Source organism: Acinetobacter corruptisaponis, from assembly GCF_030053775.1.
In the GTDB taxonomy this organism is placed as follows: domain Bacteria; phylum Pseudomonadota; class Gammaproteobacteria; order Pseudomonadales; family Moraxellaceae; genus Acinetobacter; species Acinetobacter corruptisaponis.
In genome coordinates this window covers 2,078,123-2,099,774 of sequence record NZ_CP125669.1, presented here as the reverse complement: position 1 = coordinate 2,099,774, position 21,652 = coordinate 2,078,123, and the positions used below count along the sequence as shown (strand labels likewise).

The following is a 21,652-nucleotide window of genomic DNA, read 5'->3' as shown; positions in this document are numbered from 1 at the left end:
GGTGCTTAAGTGCACAGTGCGTCAAACTGAAATGTTGGTAATACTACTTGTAGGTATTAACGACTGTTTGGGGTTGTATAGTCAAGTAATTAAGTGCATGTGGTGGATGCCTTGGCAGTCAGAGGCGAAGAAAGACGTGATAGCCTGCGAAAAGCTCCGGGGAGGCGGCAAATATCCTGTGATCCGGAGATTTCTGAATGGGGGAACCCACTTACCATAAGGTAGGTATTATATTCTGAATACATAGGAATATAAGGCGAACGAGGGGAAGTGAAACATCTCAGTACCCTTAGGAAAAGAAATCAATTGAGATTCCCTTAGTAGCGGCGAGCGAACGGGGATCAGCCCATTAAGTGGTGTGTGTTCTAGTGGAACGCTCTGGGAAGTGCGAACGTAGAGGGTGATATTCCCGTACACGAAAGGGCACACATCATGATGACGAGTAGGGCGAGGCACGTGAAACCTTGTCTGAATATGGGGGGACCATCCTCCAAGGCTAAATACTCCTGACTGACCGATAGTGAACCAGTACCGTGAGGGAAAGGCGAAAAGAACCCCTGTGAGGGGAGTGAAATAGATCCTGAAACCGCATGCATACAAGCAGTGGGAGCCCACTTTGTTGGGTGACTGCGTACCTTTTGTATAATGGGTCAGCGACTTACATTCAGTAGCAAGGTTAACCGCATAGGGGAGCCGTAGGGAAACCGAGTCTTAATAGGGCGTATAGTTGCTGGGTGTAGACCCGAAACCAGGCGATCTATCCATGAGCAGGTTGAAGGTTGGGTAACACTAACTGGAGGACCGAACCCACTGTCGTTGAAAAGCCAGGGGATGACTTGTGGATAGGGGTGAAAGGCTAATCAAGCCTGGTGATAGCTGGTTCTCCCCGAAAGCTATTTAGGTAGCGCCTCGGACGAATACCATTGGGGGTAGAGCACTGTTTCGGCTAGGGGGTCATCCCGACTTACCAAACCGATGCAAACTCCGAATACCAATGAGTACTATCCGGGAGACAGACTGCGGGTGCTAACGTCCGTAGTCAAGAGGAAAACAATCCAGACCGCCAGCTAAGGCCCCAAAATCATAGTTAAGTGGGAAACGATGTGGGAAGGCATAGACAGCTAGGAGGTTGGCTTAGAAGCAGCCACCCTTTAAAGAAAGCGTAATAGCTCACTAGTCGAGTCGGCCTGCGCGGAAGATGTAACGGGGCTAAAACTATGTGCCGAAGCTGCGGATTTACGCATTAGCGTAAGTGGTAGGGGAGCGTTCTGTAAGCCGATGAAGGTGGATTGAGAAGTCTGCTGGAGGTATCAGAAGTGCGAATGCTGACGTGAGTAACGACAAAACGGGTGAAAAACCCGTTCGCTGAAAGACCAAGGGTTCCAGTCCAACGTTAATCGGGGCTGGGTGAGTCGACCCCTAAGGCGAGGCCGAGAGGCGTAGTCGATGGGAAATTGGTTAATATTCCAATACTTCTGTGTAATGCGATGAGAGGACGGAGAAGGTTAAGTCAGCCTGGCGTTGGTTGTCCAGGTGGAAGACAGTAGGCATGCATCTTAGGCAAATCCGGGGTGCTCCATGCTGAGAGTCGATAGCAAGCTGTACTTGTACAGTGAAGTGGCTGATACCATGCTTCCAGGAAAAGTCTCTAAGCTTCAGTTACACAGGAATCGTACCCGAAACCGACACAGGTGGTCAGGTCGAGTAGACCAAAGCGCTTGAGAGAACTCTGCTGAAGGAACTAGGCAAAATGGTACCGTAACTTCGGGAGAAGGTACGCTGCTGACGGTGATGGGACTAGCTCCCTGAGCGGTTGGCAGCCGCAGAAACCAGGCCGCTGCAACTGTTTATTAAAAACATAGCACTCTGCAAACACGAAAGTGGACGTATAGGGTGTGATGCCTGCCCGGTGCTGGAAGGTTAATTGATGGGGTTAGCGTAAGCGAAGCTCTTGATCGAAGCCCCAGTAAACGGCGGCCGTAACTATAACGGTCCTAAGGTAGCGAAATTCCTTGTCGGGTAAGTTCCGACCTGCACGAATGGCATAATGATGGCGGCGCTGTCTCCAGCAGAGGCTCAGTGAAATCGAAATCGCTGTGAAGATGCAGTGTACCCGCGGCTAGACGGAAAGACCCCGTGAACCTTTACTGCAGCTTGACATTGAACTTTGACCTTACTTGTGTAGGATAGGTGGGAGGCTTTGAAGTACGAACGCTAGTTTGTATGGAGCCGTCCTTGAAATACCACCCTGGTAATGTTGAGGTTCTAACTCTGCCCCGTAATCCGGGGCGAGGACCATGTCTGGTGGGTAGTTTGACTGGGGCGGTCTCCTCCTAAAGAGTAACGGAGGAGTACGAAGGTGCGCTCAGCGTGGTCGGAAATCACGCGTAGAGTATAAAGGCAAAAGCGCGCTTAACTGCGAGACCCACAAGTCGAGCAGGTACGAAAGTAGGTCTTAGTGATCCGGTGGTTCTGTATGGAAGGGCCATCGCTCAACGGATAAAAGGTACTCTGGGGATAACAGGCTGATACCGCCCAAGAGTTCATATCGACGGCGGTGTTTGGCACCTCGATGTCGGCTCATCTCATCCTGGGGCTGAAGCAGGTCCCAAGGGTATGGCTGTTCGCCATTTAAAGAGGTACGCGAGCTGGGTTTAGAACGTCGTGAGACAGTTCGGTCCCTATCTACCGTGGGCGCTGGAAATTTGAGAGGATCTGCTCCTAGTACGAGAGGACCAGAGTGGACGAACCTCTGGTGTACCGGTTGTGACGCCAGTCGCATCGCCGGGTAGCTATGTTCGGAAGGGATAACCGCTGAAAGCATCTAAGCGGGAAGCCTACCTCAAGATAAGATTTCCCTAGGACTTTATGTCCTCTAAAGAGCCGTTCGAGACCAGGACGTTGATAGGTTGGGTGTGGAAGCACGGTGACGTGTGAAGCTGACCAATACTAATTGCTCGTGAGGCTTGACTATACAACACCCAAACAGTTGTATATAAAGCATCAACTTAAATGATTAAACCAAAGTAAAACTTGATTTAGTGCAGAAACTAGTTAAACTACGAACACTAAAACAGACTCAACAGCTAATCCGTTAAACTCTTCGGTACTAAGTGGCAGAATGTAAGACCACCGAAAGCCAAAACAGTTTGCTGGCGACAATAGCAGGAGTGAACCACCTGATCCCTTCCCGAACTCAGAAGTGAAACCTCCCCGCGCTGATGGTAGTGTGGCGTTTGCCATGTGAGAGTAAGTCATCGCCAGCTTTTAAATTGAAAACCTCCCAACCAATGTTGGGAGGTTTTTTTATGCTGAAGAAATAGAGAAAAGTATAAACAAAGAAGATTCCAACAAAATTTAATATCCATTTATACTCAATAAAATTTACATACTTACACACTATAAGTGAAACCGATGACAAATGTTTATATTGCTGGTTCTGGTAAATTAGCCCTTGAATTATTGAATGGATTAATGCCTGACCATAATTATGAGGTACAGGCATGGGCTGATAGAAAATTGTCAGAACCCTGTATTGTGTACACGCTGGTTCAGGACGGGAACTAAAGGACATCATTGAGTATTGTGAACAGACAAACTCTGTTTTGGTTGAATTATCAACTGAAACGGACCTATCATCTGAGCCTTTAAATATTCCAGTCATTCTATGTCCCAATACCAACATTTTAATGCTCAAGTTTATGTTTATGCTGGAAAAGGTAGGCTATAGCTTTAGTCAATACCAGATTAACCTGACTGAGTCGCATCAATCGGGCAAGACTTCAACGCCAGGAACCGCAATTGCCATGGCGAAGTCATTAGGGCTGGCAGAAGAGAATATTGAGTCGATTCGTGATCCTAAAATACAGCGTGAGGAACTAAAAATTCCAGAACAGAGTCTGAATCGGCACGCCTATCATCGAATTGAGATTTCTGATCATCAGTCCTGTTCAATTAATATGGAAACCAAGGTATTGGGTGGTTCACCCTATGCTGAGGGTGTGAGGCAAATTATTATTGCCGTCAGCAACAATACACTCGAAAAAAGGTTTTATCAGGTTACGGAATTTATTGATAAAGGCTGGATATAAACCAATAGCACTGCATTGATTGCTAGGGCTTATTTTTAGAATAAAACCATGTATAGAAAATTTTATTGGGATTATATTTTATATGCCTTGATTGGGTGTAGCCTACTTGTTGGTTATGCCTACATTGATCAGGAACCCTTTAACTGGGTGGCTGTCATATTTGCCTTTATTTTTGGCATTTTATTGATGACATTTATCATGATTAGGTTGCCCCTATTTAATCAATATTATATTCATCGCGCTCAATTAAAGCATAAGATATTAAAAATGAAAGCACATGATCATGGTACTCATCGTGTTGCACTGGTCATGACCAGTTTAATCTCAGCAATGATTTTCGGTATTATTCTCTATGTTTTGGGTTTTGAATCTTTTAAGGTTGAATGTTTTGTTGCTGCAATTGCAACTGGGGTGATGAGTTTTTATTACGCTCCTGATTAGTGGTCTGTACCTTAAAAATCATAAAAAGGAAGTTTCTGTGTTGAATGTCATTGTGCAGTTGATGGGTGGAATCGGGTTGTTCCTTTTAGGCATGACCTTGATGACCGATAGCCTGAAAGCAATGGCAGGGGAAGCACTACGTCAATGGTTGGTGAGATTTACTGATTCTCCAATCAAGGCGGTTTTATCAGGTATTGGGTTGACTCTGGTCGTGCAGTCCTCAACAGCAACCACTTTGGCTACCATTGGTTTTGTAAGTGCTGGTGTACTCAGTTTCAGTCATGCGATTGGGGTCATTATTGGCGCCAATATTGGAACGACCAGTACGGGCTGGATGGTGGCGCTACTTGGTTTAAAGTTTTCGATTTCAAGTTTTGCCTTACCGCTGATTGGCATCGGTGCCTTACTAAAATTATTAGGAAAAGAAAGGGTTGGGTTTATTGGACTGACCCTTGCAGGTTTTGGTCTATTGTTTTTTGGTATCCAGCTTTTGCAGGATGCCATGAGTGGCGTGGCGGAACTGATTGATCTCTCGCGCTGGGCGGAACCGACGCTGTTGATGCGTTTGTTTCTGGTGCTGGTGGGTATTCTCATGACCATCGTACTCCAGTCATCCAGTGCGGCAATTACCACAACCCTTGCGGCGTTGTCTACCCAAACCATTAATCTGGAACAGACCCTGGCGTTGGTGATTGGGCAAAATATTGGAACGGTGGCTACGGTTCTTTTGGCGGCAATCGGGGCAACCACGAGTGCCAAGCGAACGGCTGCGGTTCATGTCATTTTTAATGTGGTTACTGCGGTTTTTGCATTTACGCTTTTATCTCCAGCATTTATATGGGCGTATAACCATATTGAAGCCATTCATCAACTAGGAGCGGTTTTGCTGGTTGCCGCATTTCATACTTGTTTTAGTGTATTGGGGGCATGTATTTTTATGCCTCTTTTACCTAGGTTTGAGCAGTTCATTATTTACTTGCTTCCAGAAAAAGAATATTCAACAACACGTTATTTGGATGAGTCTCTGTATAGTGTTCCTGCGCTGGCAATTGCCGCAGCAGAACGGGTGCTATTGCAATCGATTGCTGATATGTATGGAATTTTTGTACGCTGTATCCGTCGGGAAATCGTTGCTGGGTTGGTGAGGACAGATGAGCTTGATCATATTCTGGTAAAAGTTGAAAATTATCTGGATGCAATGACTATTCCACAATCCCTTGCAGATCAACGTCGCTTTATTATCCTGTTGCGGCTGGCTGTTTATGTCCGTGTTTTAAGGAATGACTTAAAGGATGTCTCAAAGATTGAAACTATTCAACGTCAGGCTGCCATTTATGATTTAGCACAGCATTTTGCGGCATTGATTGAGCAGTATATTCCTTATTTATTGCAGGAACCATTTGTAAAAATACCTAAATCTTTAGTGGATGAATTGAGCTTGATCGCGAATGCAATGAAAGAGAGACAGGAATCTGTAAGGCAAAAGATTATCGAGGATTCCGCCCATCGAAATGTTTCTGCAACCTATACTCTGGAATTGCTCGCTGCCCAGCGTTGGCTGGAGCATTTGGTTGTACATTCTGAACGGGTTGCAATTCTGCTGGGTGATACCGATCAGGACATTGTCCATGAGGAGTTGGCTTAATGCAGAAGTGTGGTTAAAAGCCAGAACAGGCAATAATAGAAAAAGAGTCGTGAAGCCTGAACTAGAAAGTTTTGTTATAAATCAGCATCACAAATCGTTAAATATCAATTTTTGATGATAAGGTTAAACTGCGTATAATCTTTTTAAAGACGATAAGATATAAAGGATCATTCATGACAACCGACCAACAATTTCCAACACCTGCCAATCTTGGTATTGCGGTATATGCAAATAATGCGGAAGCGATTGGGAATACCCCACTCATTCGTATCAACCGTATTATTCAAACAGGGGCAACGGTTTTAGCCAAGGTTGAGAGCCGCAACCCTGCATTTTCAGTGAAATGCCGTATTGGTGCGGCCATGATTGCTGATGCTGAACAGCGTGGTGTACTCAAGGCGGGCATGCATATTGTTGAACCGACCAGTGGCAACACAGGGATTGCACTGGCGTTTGTGGCGGCGGCAAAAGGTTATCCCATTACCCTGACCATGCCTGCAAGTATGAGCCTGGAACGTCGTAAGGTGCTGAAAGCCCTGGGTGCGAACCTTGTACTGACTGAACCAGCCAAAGGCATGAAAGGTGCGGTGGATGAGGCGGTACGCTTAGCCACTGAAAACCCTGAACAATATTTCTTACCACAACAGTTTGAAAATCCAGCCAATCCACAGATTCATACAGATACTACAGGTCCTGAAATCTGGAATGCGACAGGTGGTAATGTTGATATTCTAGTGGCGGGTGTGGGAACTGGCGGCACCATTACAGGGATTTCACGTTATTTTGAGCAAGTGCAGAATAAGCCATTGTATTCAGTGGCAGTTGAACCAGCTGAGTCTCCAATCATTACCCAAACTAAAAATGGTGAGAGTATTACACCTGCACCGCATAAAATTCAGGGGATTGGTGCCAACTTTATCCCTAAAAATCTGGATTTGGACCTGGTTGATGAAGTTCTGCCAGTGAACAGTGCCGATGCGATTGAATGGGCAAGAAAGTGTGCCACTCAGGAAGGCATTCTGGTGGGGATTTCAAGTGGTGCGGCATTAGCGGCGGCGGCCCAGATTGCTGAACGTCCAGAAAATGCGGGGAAAACCATTGTGGTGATTTTACCTGACAGTGGTGAGCGTTATCTATCTTCAGTGTTGTTTGAGGGCTTGTTTGACGAGGCTTAATCAGTCGTTGAATATAAAAAACCATGTTTTTAGCACATGGTTTTTTATTGTCCAATTTAAAGTGCTTTCTTTAAAGCCTTTTCATGTCGCTTCACCGATCTTGCATATTTCTTGCCTTTGTGTCGTGTCCAGAAACTGCGTTGATAACCTGTTGGTCCGACATTGTAATAGGCAACAGCTTTTGACCAGCTTCCTGCGGATTTATAGTAGGTCGCAAGCACTTGCGTGCCACAATTAATATTGACACTTTCATCATAAAGATTGCCAGGACAGGCCTGACGCCAGTGGCTTGGAATGATTTGGGTCAGTCCCACCGCGCCCGTCGGTGAGCGTGCGGCGCTATTGTAGTTGGATTCCTGTCGAATAATCGCCGCAATTAAAAGTGGCGAAACATCGTAACGCTCTGAGCTTTGAATGATGATGGGCGATACGCGATTGGCGGTACTAGGTGAAACAGAATAAGCGGTTTGTAATCCTGATGAGAGTTGATTGGAACGATTGGCAAATGATCCGCTTAGACTGCTGCATGCAGACAGGGTGATAGCGGTCAGAACCAGACCGATTCTTAAAAGCAGCAAGATGGGTTTTTCAAAAATGTATTGTTGAGTTGTTAGGATTTGCAAAGCAAACAACCAGAAAAATAAAATGATCAGTCATGGTATTAAGCCAAATTGAGTGAGTCAATAGCGATTGTTTTATCGTTCTATGTGTATGCGAATTAATCATCAAGCCAATAAAAAAGCCCCGACATCCTGTCGAGGCTTTCTCATATTTGGTTTCTTGCCGCCAACTCCTGTCAACGACCACGTCCTGTGCTTCTTGTTGTTCTGAATGAGACTTCCTGTCTCTCTATGATTTGTATATTAAGGGATAAACCTGCTATCAGCTATTCGCCAATCACCGCAACCTGTGTACGTTTTAACCTACAAAATATAGGGTCATGGCCAGATGGCTACATTTTATCAGTGAGGGGTTGAGGCATGCGGCAGTATGTCCCGCAGAAAACCATATGCAATGCCCAACTTTTCAGGGTTTTTTAAAGGCGGCCATTACAGGGAGTCTAAAAGGAACTAAAATCAAACCAGACCTGTAGAAAAAGCTGATTTATGTCGGATATTGTCAAAACCCATATTGAATATGGTTCAAAATCATTTACCGCGATTTTATGGTCATTGTTCTTTGCAGGGTTTGCCTCGTTCTCATCCCTGTACTGTGTGCAGCCGATGATGCCGATTTTTGCAAAGTTCTTTCGGGTCACCCCGACAAATAGTAGTTTTCCATTATCCTTTTCCACCATTGCCCTGGCCATTGGCCTGCTGTTTACAGGCTTTATTTCTGATCGTTTCGGGCGCAAACCGATTATGGTGTTTGCCTTGTTCCTGGTTTCGGTTTTGTTGCTGGTCAGTGCGTCTTTTCCAATCTGGGAAATTTTCTTAACAACTCGTATTTTTATAGGCTTGGCAGTGAGTGGTGTTGCCGCAGTTGCCATGACTTATATCGGAGAGGAGATTTCACAGAAAGATATTGGCTTTGCGATGGGGCTGTATATCTCAGGCACAGCGATTGGAGGGATGGGCGGACGTTTGATTGCAGGGGTGTTGGTTGATTTTATCTCATGGCAATCAGCAACTTATATTATTGGTTTTATCAATCTTATCATTGCCTGTCTGTTCTATTTACTCTTACCCAAGTCCCAGCATTTTCAACCCTATCCTTTTCGATTTTCCCGTTTTAAGGCGGCGTTTGAACAAAACTTAAAAGATCGTAAATTACGCATCCTGTTTGCCGAGGGTTTTATCTTGATGGGATGTCTGGTTACAGTATTTAACTATATTAGTTATCACCTGCTGGAAGCACCATTTCAGTTATCACAAAGCTGGATTGGCTTAATCTCGATTGCCTATTTGGCAGGAATTTACAGTTCATCAAAAGCAGCGCAGTGGAGCTTTAAGTATGGGCGGGACAAAGTCTTACCCCTCATGTTATTGATGATGATGGCTGGACTGCTGATTACCCTGATTCCAGCACTTTGGGCAATTTTGCTGGGGTTGATTATTTTTGCCTTTGCTTTTTTTGCAGCGCATTCCACCGCCAGCAGTTGGGTATCTGTGCAGGCAATTCAATATCGGGCGGTGGCTGCATCGCTGTATTTATTCTGCTATTACATCGGTTCCAGTTTGTTGGGAAGTAGTGGTGGCTTGATCTGGGAAAACTTTGGCTGGGTCGGGATCAATCTCAGTGTGGTGTTGGTATTGGCAGTGGGACTGTTTCTGACATTTTATCTCCATGATGCAAAATAATTATTTTCTCAACTTAAACGACAGTTACAGTCGCAGGGCACTTGCTAAAAACCATTGAATTTCGGTAACTTAAGCACGTGCGATATTCAGCATGACAATACAAAATAAATATGGGGAAAGCAGATGGAATTACATAGTCGTGTTTATTATAAGCATCCTGACTCAACAATCATGGGGCAATTAGAAGCGTTATTTACCACACACCAGGGAGATGAGGAGAAATTTAGTCAGGTAGCTTTATTGATTAATTCGCAGGCAGGTGAGATTACTCAAGAACTGCTTGATTTGATTGATTCGATTGAACATGACCTTGCGCCAGAGACGCTTGATTATGTTGCAGGCTTTGCAGTGCTCGATTTTACCCATGGCTCAAACGGTGATGAAAATATTGAGAATATTTTAATTTTCCTGAAAGGCCTATTACCAGAAATTGTTGTACAGGCTTGGGGCTGTGGTGACGATGATCCCTGGGAATTCTGGTTTAAATTTAATGGTGATGAATTAGTTCGTGAAGATGATGAGCCATTCAATGACCCTGAACAGGATGAGGAAATCAAGGCATCCATTTATGCATGGTGGCATCAGGGCTTGCCAGTGGAAATCAAGGAAGGTTTCCTAAACGAAGAATAAGGTTTATCAATCCCTTATCTCTATATTTCCCCATAATTCTGATCAGAGAAGTGGGGAAATATGATTTGTTTATTTTTTAATCTATAAAAATGAATCAAATTCATGTTAAAATGATCGGCTTTCATCTTTAGATGTCTCTCCTCCATCTGCTAGCCGAGATTCGCAAGCTATGTCTACTGCCTACACCATGCAGACCGCGCCCAAAGCGCTGTTTGATTACGACAAATATTGGGCGTCGTGTTTTGAACCCGCACCATTTTTGCCGATGTCACGAGAAGAAATGGACCTGCTCGGCTGGGATGCTTGTGACTTTATTTTAGTCTGTGGTGATGCCTATATTGACCATCCTTCCTTTGTATCGGGTGTGATAGGGCGTGTGCTTGAGGCACAAGGCTTCCGTGTTGGGATTATTGCGCAGCCAGACTGGACCAATGTCGAGAGTTTCCGTGTGCTGGGCAAGCCCACCATTGCGTGGGGGGTAACGGCTGGGAACATGGATTCAATGATCAACCGTTATACGGCAGATCGTAAAATCCGCTCGGATGATGCCTATTCTCCAAACAATGAAGCCAATAAACGCCCTGACCGTGCGGCAACCGTGTATTGCCAGCGTTGCCGTGAGGCATTTCCAGATGTGCCTGTATTGCTGGGGGGGATTGAGGGCAGTCTACGCCGTATCGCACACTATGATTATTGGTCAGACAAGGTTCGCCGTTCCATTCTGATGGATTCAAAGGCTGACCTGTTGATGTATGGTAATGGTGAGCGTGCCATTATCGAGGTGATGCACCGCTTGGCCAAAGGTGAAAAGGTGCATGACATTACTGATGTTCGTGGCACTGCATTTATTATTAATAAGCACAATAAAGCCTCTAAGGCAAAATTCGTTGAAATTGCCAGTAATGATGTCGATACCATTGGACGTGTCGATCCCATCATCAATCCGTATGTGATGACAGAAGATATTGATGGCTGTGAGGTTGAGAAAGAAAAAGGCAACTCTTTAGCCCAATATCAAAATTTCCAGAAAGAAATTGTGGCAAATCCAATTGTACGTGAGGGTGATCAGTTAGACCCTGATACCCAGATTGTGCAACTGAGAGCTGCACCATCCAAGGCGATTAAGCATAAACTGCCACCACGTGAACTGGCGGTGATTCGTTTGCCATCATTTGAAGAGGTGGCAAATGATCATGTGCTGTATGCCCATGCCAACCGTATTTTGCATCTTGAAACCAATCCAGGCAATGCACGTGCCCTTGTTCAGCGCCACGGTGAACGTGATGTCTGGATTAATCCACCGCCTATTCCACTGACCACAGAGGAAATGGATTACGTGTTTGACTTGCCGTATGCACGTTTACCACACCCTGCGTATGGGGATGCACGTTTCCCTGCATTTGACATGATCAAGTTCTCTGTCAATATCATGCGTGGCTGTTTTGGTGGCTGTACATTCTGTTCGATTACGGAGCATGAGGGACGGATTATCCAGAACCGTTCGGAAGACTCAATTTTACGTGAAATTGAAAAGATTCGTGATACCGCACCGAATTTCACAGGCATCATTTCAGACTTGGGTGGCCCAACCGCCAATATGTACCGTCTGCACTGCAATGATCCTGAAATTGAGAAGAACTGTCGTAAGCCATCCTGTGTCTACCCAGGCGTATGCCAGAACCTGCACACTGATCACGCACCACTGGTTCAGCTTTACCGTAAGGCGCGTGAAATCAAGGGTGTGAAGAAGATCCTGATTGGTTCAGGTTTACGTTATGATTTGGCTGTACTCAATCCTGAATATGTCAAGGAACTGGTTCAGCACCATGTCGGTGGTTACCTGAAGATTGCGCCTGAGCATACCGAACAGGGGCCACTCTCCAAGATGATGAAACCTGGAATTGGTACCTATGACCGTTTTAAGCAAATGTTTGAGCGTTTTAGTAAGGAAGCGGGTAAGGAACAATATTTGATTCCATACTTTATTGCCGCACATCCAGGCACAACCGACTATGACATGATGAATCTGGCGGTCTGGTTGAAGAAGAATGGTTTCCGTGCCGATCAGGTACAGACGTTCTATCCATCGCCGATGGCCACCGCCACTACCATGTATTATTCAGGTAAAAACCCACTGTCCAAGGTGGCGCGTTACACTGAAAATGTGGACATCGTCAAAGGCGAGAAACGTCGCCGTTTGCATAAGGCGTTTCTGCGTTACCATGATCCAAACAACTGGCCTCTATTGCGTGAAGCCTTAAAGGAAATGGGGCGTTCGGATTTGATTGGGAATTCCAAGCAGCACCTGATTCCAACCTACCAGCCACAGGGAACCGCTGAGGGGGAATATAAGTCTGCTCGCAAGAAGAACTCCACTGTGGCGGGAGATTCCGCAAAACGTACAGGACAGCCACAATCAGGCCAGAAACGTCCACAAAAAGGGCATATTCTGACCCAACATACGGGCTTGCCACCGCGTGAAACAGGTGAGAAACGTCCTTTCTCGGCAAAGCCAAAACCGAAGTCCAAGGCCCATCGTTAAGTTGAGTTTGGGAAAGCATGAACCCCTCATGCTTTCCTTTAGATACACAAATGAGGGGGTAGTCACAGATTATTGGTAAAACTACAATTTATAGAAACATATACTGACAATATCGACTTGAATATTCCCCGCAGGATGATTATAAATAAAGGTGCAGGACGCTTTTACGACTTTGGTCGGCTGTTCAAACACGATTAAAAAATTTAAGTTTGTACTGCTAAAATGACTTTGCTATCGCTCGCTGTTGATTAAAAAAGTATTGACTAAAAAAATTGGCATCAAAGCCAAAATGATTATAAAAAATCTAAAGGGATTGGTTGGAAATGTATTATTTCATAACAATAGTTGGACTACTGTTTATTACAGTATTTGCAGTTCGAAGTTTGCAGCAAAATCGGCGTCAGGACAGCCCACTGAAACGACGTGGTATCCTGAATATTTCTGAACAGATTACCCTGATGCGTTTACAGGCGGTTTTGCCACGGCATACCGTATTGGCGCATGTGTCTTTTGATGCCCTGCTCACCACAAAGTTTGCCCATACCCGCCGTAAGTATCAGGGGCTGGTGGCCGATTTTGTGGTGCTGGACCAGCAGCATCAGGTGCTTGCCATCATTGAGATTGCAGACGAATCCTATGTCAATCGCCTGCAACAAAAACATTATCAGGACAGTCTGCTGGAACTGGCTGGATACCGTGTATTGCGTTACAGCGCGATTCCAACTGAACAGGAATTAAGGGAAGACCTGATTCCTGACCTGTTCGCGCCTGCTACACCAAGAAGTGCTACACCAGTGACCATGCCACAGGCGGCGGAGCGCGCGATAAAATACAATGTTCTGGCGGTGAAATCGTCCTAGTCTGGACGCACTGCCGTGACGGTCATTTCCACCAGAACATCAGGCGCATAGAGCTTGGATTCCACACAGGTACGTGCTGGGGGATGCCCCTCAGCAATCCAGGCATCCCAAACGGCATTCATGGCCGCATAATCTTTTTCAATGTCTTTCAGGAAAATAAACACAGATAAAATATGGGTTTTGTCTGTGCCTGCCTCAGCCAGTAAACGGTCAATGTTGTCTAAGGTCTGCTGGGTCTGTGCGTGAATATCCACGCTGGTGTCATCTGCCAGTTGTCCAGCCAGATGAACCTGGTTTCCTGAAATTGCAACTTCGCAATAACGTGAGGTGACATGAAGTCGTTGCACAGACATAATGGTGACCTAATTAAAAAAACATAGGCTGATTGTACTGCATGCCCTCTAGCCACAGTGTAATTTTGTATAAATCAGCCAGCAAAGCTTTCCATGCGAACCAGCCTGCGTTGCTGGAAAAATAAAATGGAGTGTTGCTGTGGGCAAATGATCATATTGCCAAGATTCAGGAATTGAATTTTTGCCTCTCTCAGTTGGTTTAGGCAGGAGGCGATTGAACTGTGTAATGGGCAGAGCTGGTCAAGCATCATCAAGCTGGTGTGGTACATGGTATTTTCCTTATTTGCAAAATAAAGGATGGAACGAAGTCATGACTCCGTCCCAACCGCTTTAGACCGTTTGTTGTTCAGATTGATACCAGTTGACATGGCGTGTGACGAACATGACACAGGCGATTAGTACAAAGGACAGGATGGAACCGAAAAGGAATGTTTTTCCACTGGATTGCAGCAGCAGGTACATCATGCCGTAGAGCACACTCAGCAAAATACCAAATAGGATTGCAGCTTTGAGGTCCTTGACCACGAAATATAAATACCAGGTGATCAGGCCCACACAGGCAATTGCGGCAATCAGGTATGCCAGACTAAAGCTGTAATATTCACTGATAGATAACAGCAATACAAAGAATACCCCTTGTGCCATCGCGACCAGCGCATACTGGACAGGGTGGATTTTCAGGTTCTTTAACACTTCAAATAGAAAGAAGCAGCCAAAGGTAATGATAATCACCATGATGCCGTATTTGATGGCACGATCTGTTTGGGTATAAATATTGACCTGATCGAGAAACTGAATTGAAAGGCCCGACTTGGTGGCTGCATTTGGGTAGGCAGCCGATGCATCAGGCTGGGAATTGAATTGCTGATAAAAACATTCACTGTTTTCACACATGGAAAGCTGGTCAAGATTACGTTTGCCCAGCGCGATATTTTTCCAGTCTGCCTGAAACTGCTGTTGCTGGCTGGATTTTTTAAAAGGCAGGCTTTGACCGTCATATTTGGCATCGCCCCAATTGCCCTTGGCCTGATAGGTCATTTCATAACTGGTGGGAATAAAGGTAAATTCACTCAGTCCCTCAAGCTCAAACTGTAGGTTGAATTTAAAGCCTTGCTGTAATTTCTGGATCAGTTCAGGATATTGCTTGGTGGTGATATGCATCACATCAAAGCCACGCTGGCTTTGGCTCTGTTCAGCAAAGTCAAATTTATAGGCCTTGCCATCAATGTTAAAGTTGGGTTTGGCATTCAGTCCGCGTGCATCCTGAATCGGAAAAATAATTTCAGCCTGATCCCAAAGATAGCTGCGTTGTGGCTCATTGGAAAGGCTTTTAAATATGCCCTGTGCTGTCATGTGGTTCTGGTAGCTGATTGCCTTATAAATCGTGCGCTTATACGTGCTATCCGACACCTTAAACGCTGCTGTCCAGTCGGAATTTTCTGCGCCTATGGTGATAAACCGTATTTCATTACATTGATAGGTTTCTTTATTTTCATTGGTACAGGTGGTGTGAACCTGATAAGGCAGTTTTAAGTAAGGGGCAATCACTTGTTGTGGACGGATTTGCTCATTGGCAATGTCTTTAATGACCTGCTGCTGGTAACGTTGTCGTTCGTTCACCAAACCTGAAATAAACAGCAGTCCGAGATAAAAAATCAGGATCAGGAACAGAATCGCTCCAATCTTAAGGTGAATAAAGTTACGGCGCATCGTGGAGTCCATTGTCATTGTAATAGGACAAGTATCTAGAACTGATATGCGCTTAGGATGAGCTGGGCTTGAAGCTTAAGTGAAGTTTGTGTGAAGTGTGATGCTGACCAGTACACCAGATGCATGATTTTTCAGGAAATCCAGCGTGTTCTCGGCAATATTCTGGATATGAATCTGTCCGTGGTGCTGCTGAACAATCTGCTGAACGATACTGAGTCCAATGCCTGTGCTACGTTGCTGATTGTGGGGTCGGGGCAGGGAAAAGTAGGTTTCAAAAACACGGCCCAAAGCATATTCGGGAATCGCCTCGCCTTCATTAAACAATAGAATGTGCAGATGATGCTGGGCAGGGTTTGCCTTAAGTTGCAGTGCAATGATTCCCTGTGCTGGGCAGAAGTCTCGCGCATTATCCAGCAGGTTGTTGAGTGCCTGTCTGAGCCAAAAGACATCGGCATATACGCCGCATTGTTGAGGCAGATCAAGCTGTAGTTGAACCTGCTTGAGTTGTAGGGCGCTATGTTGCTGTTGAACACATTGTTGAATCAGGGCATTCAGGTCAAGGGTCTGGAATTCTAGAACATGCTGGTTTTTTTCCAGACGGGTCAGCAACAGCATCCGCTCAATCAGGGATTGCAGGCGCTGGCTTTGCTGTACGATATGGGTGGCAAACTGCTGCTGGTCAGTCAGTGGCAGATCATCCTGCAACAGTTCAGCACTGGCTTGAATTGCGGTCAATGGACTTTTAAGTTCATGGGTGAGTGTGTTGACATAGTTTTCAACATAGGCACGGTCTTCCAGTTTTTCTCGCATATCGCTTAATGCCTGGGTCACCTGATTCAACTCTTTGGCGGAGTAGAAAAAGGGAGCCTGGTTGACGGGTGCAAGTGCCTGGGCATAACGCCGTACCTTATCAATGCTATGTCTCAGCCAGTAGGCGACAATACTTGCCAGTAATAAACTGAGCGCCGCAATCCACAACGCCTGATAAACCAGTTGCTGTTCTGCACGCTCAATATAAGGTTGTACCGACTGGTTTGGTTTGCCAATACTCACCACACCGATGAGTTGCTGTTGATGGATAATCGGTGCGGCAATATACATGACGCTGCTATTTCGGTCATAGGGATAGATGGCTGTGGAACGTGCGCCGTATTTGCCACGCAGGGTGAGATAGACATCATTCCATTTGGAATAGTCCTGTCCAACGGCTTGGTGTTCAGAATCGTAAATCACAATCCCGTTTTGGTCGGTAATATAAAGCTGCTGGTTGATTTGATTCTTTTTATGCTGCCAGATGGTGGCATTCAGTTGGCGTGACAGCGCCGCCTGTATTTTCTGGTCGAACTCGGGAGTATTGACCTGATGCTGGGTGACATCCTCCGCAACCAGTTGTGCAATGATGTTAGCGTTTTCAGCCAGTGTGTCTTCAACCACTTGCCGTACATTGGGTTTGACCTGCTGGGTCAGGGTATAGGCGATAAAGCCTAGACTGAGGATAACCACCAGACTAAAGAAAAACCAGATACGGATAAAGATGGACATTGCTTATTCCATTATTATTTTTTTAAACTATAGCCAAAGCCCCGATGGGTTCGAATAGGCTCATCATCAGGTCTAACCTGTTTTAGTTTTTGCCTTAAACCCTTGATATGGGTATCAACTGTCCGTTCCAGACTATGTTCGGGATGCTCCCAGATATGATCCATCAATTGCTGACGGCTAAACACCTGTTCAGGATGCTGAATCAGCAAAAATAACAGGCGATATTCATAACGGGTGAGCTGTAGGATTTGTCCGTGATACTGGATTTGCAGCGACTGCGGAAAGCATGACCATACTGAGGACTGAAGTAGGGATTCTGTTCGTGGTGATGATGGGATTGGAGTAGCTATCGCAGTTTGGGCTTCCATCCTGCGCCAGATGGCTTTAATCCTCGCCACAATTTCACGCGCGCTAAAGGGCTTGCTGCAATAGTCATCCGCGCCAATTTCCAGACCGACCACACGGTCAATCTCATCATCACGTGCCGTTAAAAAGAGTAAAGGGGTCTGATACTTCTGGCGCAGTTGCTTGCATACCTCAAAACCATTGATATCAGGTAGGCCCACATCCAGAATAATAAAATCAAAACCCTGCTGTGAAAGCAGTTGTAGTGCCTGAGTCCCCGTATTGGCCCAACTGACCTGCCAGCCCTCACGTTCAAGTGCGTAGCGCAAGGGTAAAACAATGGCGGATTCATCTTCCACGCATAGAATTTGTTTTTGATTCATGATGATTGATCATTCAAGATATTCTAATTGTATGGATACAGTTTAGCCGAACACGGCAGGGAGAAAAGTGCAATCCTGAAAATTTTATGGGCGGGGAAATTGAGAAAGGACACCAGAAGCGCCCTGTAATATTCGGATTTGATCGTCACGCCAACCACAGGAGCAGATGCTAAAAGTGAGGATTTCTGTAGCATCAGCAAATCACATGGATAATGTGACTGCGCTGCCTAGAGTACTGAAAAGCGCATAAAAAGCAAACATAAATTTAAACAGAAACCATGCTTTTGAGTAAAAAAACGCCATTACCATAAGCAAAGCTGGGGTTCCTGCTGGGCTTGCTGTAATTGATACACGCCCACACCAACCAGCCGAAACTGTAAACTGGGTTCAATATGCATTTCATTCAGCAACTGCAACACCACCTGCCACAGGTCCTGCTGCGATTGCAGGGGCTGTTTAAAGCTTTTACTGTGCTGTAAAACCTGAAAATTCTTTAACTTCAACTTGACATTGACACCACGGGCCACCAACTGCTTCTTATTGAGGCTACGCCAGACCTGTTCTGTCAATGGTTGCCATGTATGGCTGCATTGATCAAGGGTGTAATCATCATCAAAGGTAATCTCCTTGGAAATTTGCTGCCGTTCCCGTTCAGCCTTGACAGGGCGTTGGTCAATGCCTTGAGCATATAGATAGAGCTGTTTGCCATATTTGCCAAAATGGTGAATCAGTACCTTTTCCTCAATTTGTTGCAGTTGGCCCAAAGTATGCAGATTGAGTTGATGTAGCTTGTGCTGGGTCACCTTGCCAACACCATGAATTTTGCTGACAGGCAAATCCTCAATAAAGCTGAGTACCTGTGAGGGCTTGATCACAAACAGGCCATTGGGCTTGTTCCAGTCGGATGCGATTTTTGCCAGAAACTTATTCGGGGCAACGCCTGCAGAAGCGGTCAGTCCAGTGGCTGCCAGAATATCGGCACGGATCTGTGTTGCAACCTCGGTGGCGCTGGGGATGTTTTTTAGGTTCTCGGTCACATCCAGATAGGCCTCATCCAGTGACAGCGGTTCAATCAGTGGGGTATATTGCTGAAAAATCTGGTGGATTTGCGCAGACACCTCTCGGTATTTCTCAAAGTTCGGTTCAAGCACAATCACCTGTGGACAAAGTTTTCGTGCCTGCCCCATCGACATGGCGGAACGCAGGCCAAAGACACGGGCAGGGTAGGAGGCGGCGGCAACCACACCACGGGTATGATGAAAGGCCACCACCACAGGCAAATCCTTGAGCTCGGGACGTTCCTTTAACTCAACTGAGGCATAGAAAGCATCCATGTCGATATGGATGATCTTGCGTAGCTCATTTGCCATCCTGAATGCCTTGTTGTTTTAAAAATATTCGCCACTGTTTGGCAGAGTCGGCATAAACATTTAAATCGACAGGTTTATCAATGCCATCAATTTTGCCATTCTGGGTATGTTGCCAAAACAGCCATTGCCGTCCATCTTTCAGTTTGGGCTGTTCCTGATAATCACGTACCCAGAGCGGCGTATTAACGAAGCTGCCCATCAGCACAATATGGTAAAAGCTCTTGGAAATATAGAAAATGGGCTGCTTGCTATAATGCTGCTGTAGCTGGTCGTGCATGACCTGAATTTCCCTGAGTAACTGCTCCTTGGTAAAGGTGTTGATGCAGTTGCTGTCATATTCAAGGTCAATCACGGGTGGCAGGGCATCCGCTTTGTTGGGTACGGTGGTGATAAAGTTTTCCGCCTGCACCTTGCCATCCCGACACAAACGATAGAAGTGGTAGGCACCGACATGCAGGCCCTGTTCGCGTGCCTTAAGCCAGTTTTCCTGAAAGTTTCGGTCCTTAAAGTCGCCACCCTCAGTGGCTTTTAGATAGACAAACTGGTACTGCACTGGAGAGATCTTTTTCCAGTTAATCTCACCCTGATGGTGTGAAACATCAAAGCCACGAATGGCGTAGTCCTGCGCAGACGCTTTTTGCTGATGGAACAGGCCGAAATAGCTCATCACACCAAGCATGACAGCCAAGCCAACACTGGCATAGGTTGGATAATATCGGGAGAGTGGATGTTTCGCAGGTTTCTTTGCCATGTCGTCAGTTATATTCTTTGCATGCGGTCTAGTCTGCCATTTCTTTTGGAATTTGCCAAAACACCAATGCAGTGATCAGGTTGATACAACCCAGTGTTATTAATGTGGCATGGAACGCAGTGGTGAGGGAAGCGGTTGAGAAATGCTGACCAAACACATTAATCAAGGTTCCTGCCAACGCCACTCCGATACTCATTGACAGCATCATGATCATGGAAAGGAAACTGTTGCCACTGCTGGCATCCTGTTGCGGCAGGTCTTTCAGGGTCAGGGTGTTCATCCCGACAAATTGCAGCGAATTGAGTGTACCAAAGATAAACAGATGGAGCACTTTAAGCCATAGAGGGGTGGTTGCTGTCATTAGGGCGAAACTGGCGATACATAATCCAACCAGAACGGTATTGGTCAGTAGAAAACGGCGGTAGCCAACACGCTGGATCAGTGGGCGGATAATTGGCTTGGAAAATAATGAGCCTAAGACCAGTGGAATCATCATTAAACCTGTGAAGAACGGTTCAAAACCAAAAGCCACTTGTAGCATCAGCGGTAAAATAAAGGGAATGGCGTTACTGCCCAGACGCGCAAAGAAGTTGCCCAAAACCCCAATCGAAAAAATTTTGTAGCGAAACAGGCGACCATGAAACAGCGCATTTTGATGGCTATGCGCATGATAGGCATAGCCAATGGTGGCAATGGTTCCCATCACCAGCAGGCTAATGCTGACAAGGCGGGAATATTGGGGTGCCGCAATATTTTCAATACCCAACGACAGCCCGACCATCGCGATCATCAACAGGATGAAACCACTTAAATCAAAGGGTTTTACCGTCGGTTCGGTTTGGTTGGGCATGACTTTCAGGGTCATGATCATGCCAAGTACGCCCATCGGCAGGTTGATCAGGAAAATCCAGTGCCATGTCGCCACCTCAACCAGCCAGCCGCCCAGCGTCGGTCCCATCAACGGGCCAATCAGGCCTGCAAGGCTCATTAAACTCATGGCGGAAAGGAACTGCGAGCGCGGAATGATTTTCAGCAATGCCAAACGTCCCACGGGCATCAGCAATGCGCCACCAATACCCTGAATCACCCGAAAAAACAGCAGTTGATTCAGGTTTTGCGATAACCCACAGCCCAGTGAGGCAAGGCTAAAAATCACCATTGAGGCAAGGTAGACATTGCGAATCCCAAAGCGGTCGGCTAGCCAGCCACTCAATGGAATGCAGGCCGCCACAGACAGCACGTAGGCCACGATTACTCCATGCATCTGCAAGGGATTTTCATTGAGCTGGGCCGCCATGCCTGGAATTGCAGTGTTGACAATGGTGGTGTCCAGTGCCTGCATAAAGAAGCCAATGGAAACCAGTAGCACCAGCAATCGAAATTCAGGCTGTACGGCTTGATGGGTGGTTGTGGACATGCAATATCATGAATAAAGGTTTTAGCTTAGTTTAAGGCAACCCTGATGAAAATAAAGGCTTAAATTGTCAAGGAGCCGTCATGGAATTGACATGAAA

Annotated in this window: 18 protein-coding genes, 2 rRNA genes and 1 pseudogene; 12 read left to right on the top strand and 9 right to left on the bottom strand. The window is 45.9% G+C overall.

The window, feature by feature from the left end; translation table 11 throughout:
* The first annotated feature begins 79 nt into the window (after positions 1-79).
* From QLH32_RS09920 to cysK, 7 genes are all read left to right on the top strand, one after another.
* A 23S ribosomal RNA gene (locus QLH32_RS09920) occupies positions 80-2,974 on the top strand.
* A 177-nt stretch (positions 2,975-3,151) separates the two neighbouring features.
* Positions 3,152-3,266 (top strand): 5S ribosomal RNA (gene rrf, locus QLH32_RS09915).
* 148 nt (positions 3,267-3,414) lie between these two features.
* Positions 3,415-3,567: a hypothetical protein gene (locus tag QLH32_RS09910; RefSeq protein ID WP_283266101.1), complete on the top strand. Its 153-nt coding sequence runs from the start codon at positions 3,415-3,417 to the stop codon at positions 3,565-3,567.
* Positions 3,568-3,707: 140 nt separating this feature from the next.
* Positions 3,708-4,091, top strand: coding sequence for a dihydrodipicolinate reductase C-terminal domain-containing protein (locus QLH32_RS09905; protein WP_283266100.1), 384 nt, complete (start codon positions 3,708-3,710; stop codon positions 4,089-4,091).
* Positions 4,092-4,139: 48 nt separating this feature from the next.
* Complete coding sequence (locus QLH32_RS09900) at positions 4,140-4,532, top strand: hypothetical protein (protein ID WP_283266099.1); 393 nt, start codon at positions 4,140-4,142, stop codon at positions 4,530-4,532.
* 37 nt (positions 4,533-4,569) lie between these two features.
* Positions 4,570-6,177 carry a Na/Pi cotransporter family protein gene (locus tag QLH32_RS09895; RefSeq protein ID WP_283266098.1) on the top strand — a complete coding sequence of 536 codons (1,608 nt, stop codon included), beginning with the start codon at positions 4,570-4,572 and terminating at the stop codon, positions 6,175-6,177.
* A 173-nt stretch (positions 6,178-6,350) separates the two neighbouring features.
* On the top strand, positions 6,351-7,352 hold the full coding sequence (gene cysK, locus QLH32_RS09890) for a cysteine synthase A (protein ID WP_283266097.1): 1,002 nt from the start codon (positions 6,351-6,353) through the stop codon (positions 7,350-7,352).
* Positions 7,353-7,408: 56 nt separating this feature from the next.
* Here the strand turns inward: cysK and QLH32_RS09885 are convergent, their stop codons facing one another.
* Positions 7,409-7,975 (bottom strand): lytic transglycosylase domain-containing protein, encoded by a 567-nt coding sequence (locus tag QLH32_RS09885; RefSeq protein ID WP_283266096.1) that lies wholly within the window; start codon positions 7,973-7,975, stop codon positions 7,409-7,411.
* 317 nt (positions 7,976-8,292) lie between these two features.
* Between QLH32_RS09885 and QLH32_RS09880 the strand changes: the two are divergent.
* The 5 genes and pseudogenes from QLH32_RS09880 to QLH32_RS09860 form a co-directional block, all read left to right on the top strand.
* Positions 8,293-8,445 (top strand): annotated as a pseudogene (locus QLH32_RS09880) (MerR family transcriptional regulator); the annotation flags it as partial.
* Positions 8,446-8,458: 13 nt separating this feature from the next.
* The gene (locus QLH32_RS09875; RefSeq protein WP_283266095.1) at positions 8,459-9,652 is read left to right on the top strand and encodes an MFS transporter; all 1,194 of its coding nucleotides are present in this window, start codon (positions 8,459-8,461) and stop codon (positions 9,650-9,652) included.
* 123 nt (positions 9,653-9,775) lie between these two features.
* Positions 9,776-10,282: a hypothetical protein gene (locus QLH32_RS09870; RefSeq protein WP_283266094.1), complete on the top strand. Its 507-nt coding sequence runs from the start codon at positions 9,776-9,778 to the stop codon at positions 10,280-10,282.
* Between the two features lie 169 nt (positions 10,283-10,451).
* Positions 10,452-12,824, top strand: a complete 2,373-nt coding sequence (locus QLH32_RS09865) for a YgiQ family radical SAM protein (RefSeq protein WP_283266093.1) — start codon at positions 10,452-10,454, stop codon at positions 12,822-12,824.
* A gap of 323 nt (positions 12,825-13,147) precedes the next feature.
* On the top strand, positions 13,148-13,684 hold the full coding sequence (locus QLH32_RS09860; protein WP_283266092.1) for a DUF2726 domain-containing protein: 537 nt from the start codon (positions 13,148-13,150) through the stop codon (positions 13,682-13,684).
* Here QLH32_RS09860 and QLH32_RS09855 read toward each other — a convergent pair.
* The 8 genes from QLH32_RS09855 to mdtD all read right to left on the bottom strand — a co-directional run bounded on the left by QLH32_RS09855 (position 13,681) and on the right by mdtD (position 21,555).
* Positions 13,681-14,037: a RidA family protein gene (locus tag QLH32_RS09855; protein WP_283266091.1), complete on the bottom strand. Its 357-nt coding sequence runs from the start codon at positions 14,035-14,037 to the stop codon at positions 13,681-13,683. The two genes, QLH32_RS09860 and QLH32_RS09855, sit on opposite strands and share 4 nt — an antisense overlap.
* Positions 14,038-14,111: 74 nt before the next feature.
* A complete protein-coding gene (locus tag QLH32_RS09850; protein ID WP_283266090.1) occupies positions 14,112-14,306 on the bottom strand; it encodes a hypothetical protein in 195 nt (64 codons plus the stop codon).
* Between the two features lie 61 nt (positions 14,307-14,367).
* Positions 14,368-15,747 carry a cell envelope integrity protein CreD gene (gene creD / locus QLH32_RS09845; protein ID WP_283266089.1) on the bottom strand — a complete coding sequence of 460 codons (1,380 nt, stop codon included), beginning with the start codon at positions 15,745-15,747 and terminating at the stop codon, positions 14,368-14,370.
* Positions 15,748-15,822: 75 nt separating this feature from the next.
* Positions 15,823-17,289 carry a two-component system sensor histidine kinase CreC gene (gene creC, locus QLH32_RS09840; RefSeq protein ID WP_283266088.1) on the bottom strand — a complete coding sequence of 489 codons (1,467 nt, stop codon included), beginning with the start codon at positions 17,287-17,289 and terminating at the stop codon, positions 15,823-15,825.
* A gap of 14 nt (positions 17,290-17,303) precedes the next feature.
* Entirely contained in the window at positions 17,304-18,020 is a 717-nt protein-coding gene (creB, locus tag QLH32_RS09835) for a two-component system response regulator CreB (protein WP_283269314.1), read from the bottom strand.
* Between the two features lie 299 nt (positions 18,021-18,319).
* Positions 18,320-19,387 carry a DNA polymerase IV gene (gene dinB, locus QLH32_RS09830; protein WP_283266087.1) on the bottom strand — a complete coding sequence of 356 codons (1,068 nt, stop codon included), beginning with the start codon at positions 19,385-19,387 and terminating at the stop codon, positions 18,320-18,322.
* Positions 19,377-20,138: a glycoside hydrolase family 25 protein gene (locus QLH32_RS09825; RefSeq protein ID WP_283266086.1), complete on the bottom strand. Its 762-nt coding sequence runs from the start codon at positions 20,136-20,138 to the stop codon at positions 19,377-19,379. Before QLH32_RS09825 ends, dinB begins: the two co-directional genes overlap by 11 nt.
* 28 nt (positions 20,139-20,166) lie before the next feature.
* Entirely contained in the window at positions 20,167-21,555 is a 1,389-nt protein-coding gene (gene mdtD / locus QLH32_RS09820; protein WP_283266085.1) for a multidrug transporter subunit MdtD, read from the bottom strand.
* Positions 21,556-21,652 lie beyond the last annotated feature (97 nt).

Coding starts and splice junctions, on each gene's coding strand:
- QLH32_RS09855 (WP_283266091.1), bottom strand. CDS start 14,037: ATGTCTGTGCAACGACTTCATGTCACCTCACGTTATTGCGAAGTTGCA.
- mdtD (WP_283266085.1), bottom strand. CDS start 21,555: ATGTCCACAACCACCCATCAAGCCGTACAGCCTGAATTTCGATTGCTG.
- QLH32_RS09905 (WP_283266100.1), top strand. CDS start 3,708: ATGCTGGAAAAGGTAGGCTATAGCTTTAGTCAATACCAGATTAACCTG.
- QLH32_RS09825 (WP_283266086.1), bottom strand. CDS start 20,138: ATGGCAAAGAAACCTGCGAAACATCCACTCTCCCGATATTATCCAACC.
- cysK (WP_283266097.1), top strand. CDS start 6,351: ATGACAACCGACCAACAATTTCCAACACCTGCCAATCTTGGTATTGCG.
- QLH32_RS09850 (WP_283266090.1), bottom strand. CDS start 14,306: ATGTACCACACCAGCTTGATGATGCTTGACCAGCTCTGCCCATTACAC.
- creC (WP_283266088.1), bottom strand. CDS start 17,289: ATGTCCATCTTTATCCGTATCTGGTTTTTCTTTAGTCTGGTGGTTATC.
- QLH32_RS09900 (WP_283266099.1), top strand. CDS start 4,140: ATGTATAGAAAATTTTATTGGGATTATATTTTATATGCCTTGATTGGG.
- QLH32_RS09860 (WP_283266092.1), top strand. CDS start 13,148: ATGTATTATTTCATAACAATAGTTGGACTACTGTTTATTACAGTATTT.
- creD (WP_283266089.1), bottom strand. CDS start 15,747: ATGCGCCGTAACTTTATTCACCTTAAGATTGGAGCGATTCTGTTCCTG.
- QLH32_RS09870 (WP_283266094.1), top strand. CDS start 9,776: ATGGAATTACATAGTCGTGTTTATTATAAGCATCCTGACTCAACAATC.
- dinB (WP_283266087.1), bottom strand. CDS start 19,387: ATGGCAAATGAGCTACGCAAGATCATCCATATCGACATGGATGCTTTC.
- QLH32_RS09910 (WP_283266101.1), top strand. CDS start 3,415: ATGACAAATGTTTATATTGCTGGTTCTGGTAAATTAGCCCTTGAATTA.
- QLH32_RS09875 (WP_283266095.1), top strand. CDS start 8,459: ATGTCGGATATTGTCAAAACCCATATTGAATATGGTTCAAAATCATTT.
- QLH32_RS09865 (WP_283266093.1), top strand. CDS start 10,452: ATGTCTACTGCCTACACCATGCAGACCGCGCCCAAAGCGCTGTTTGAT.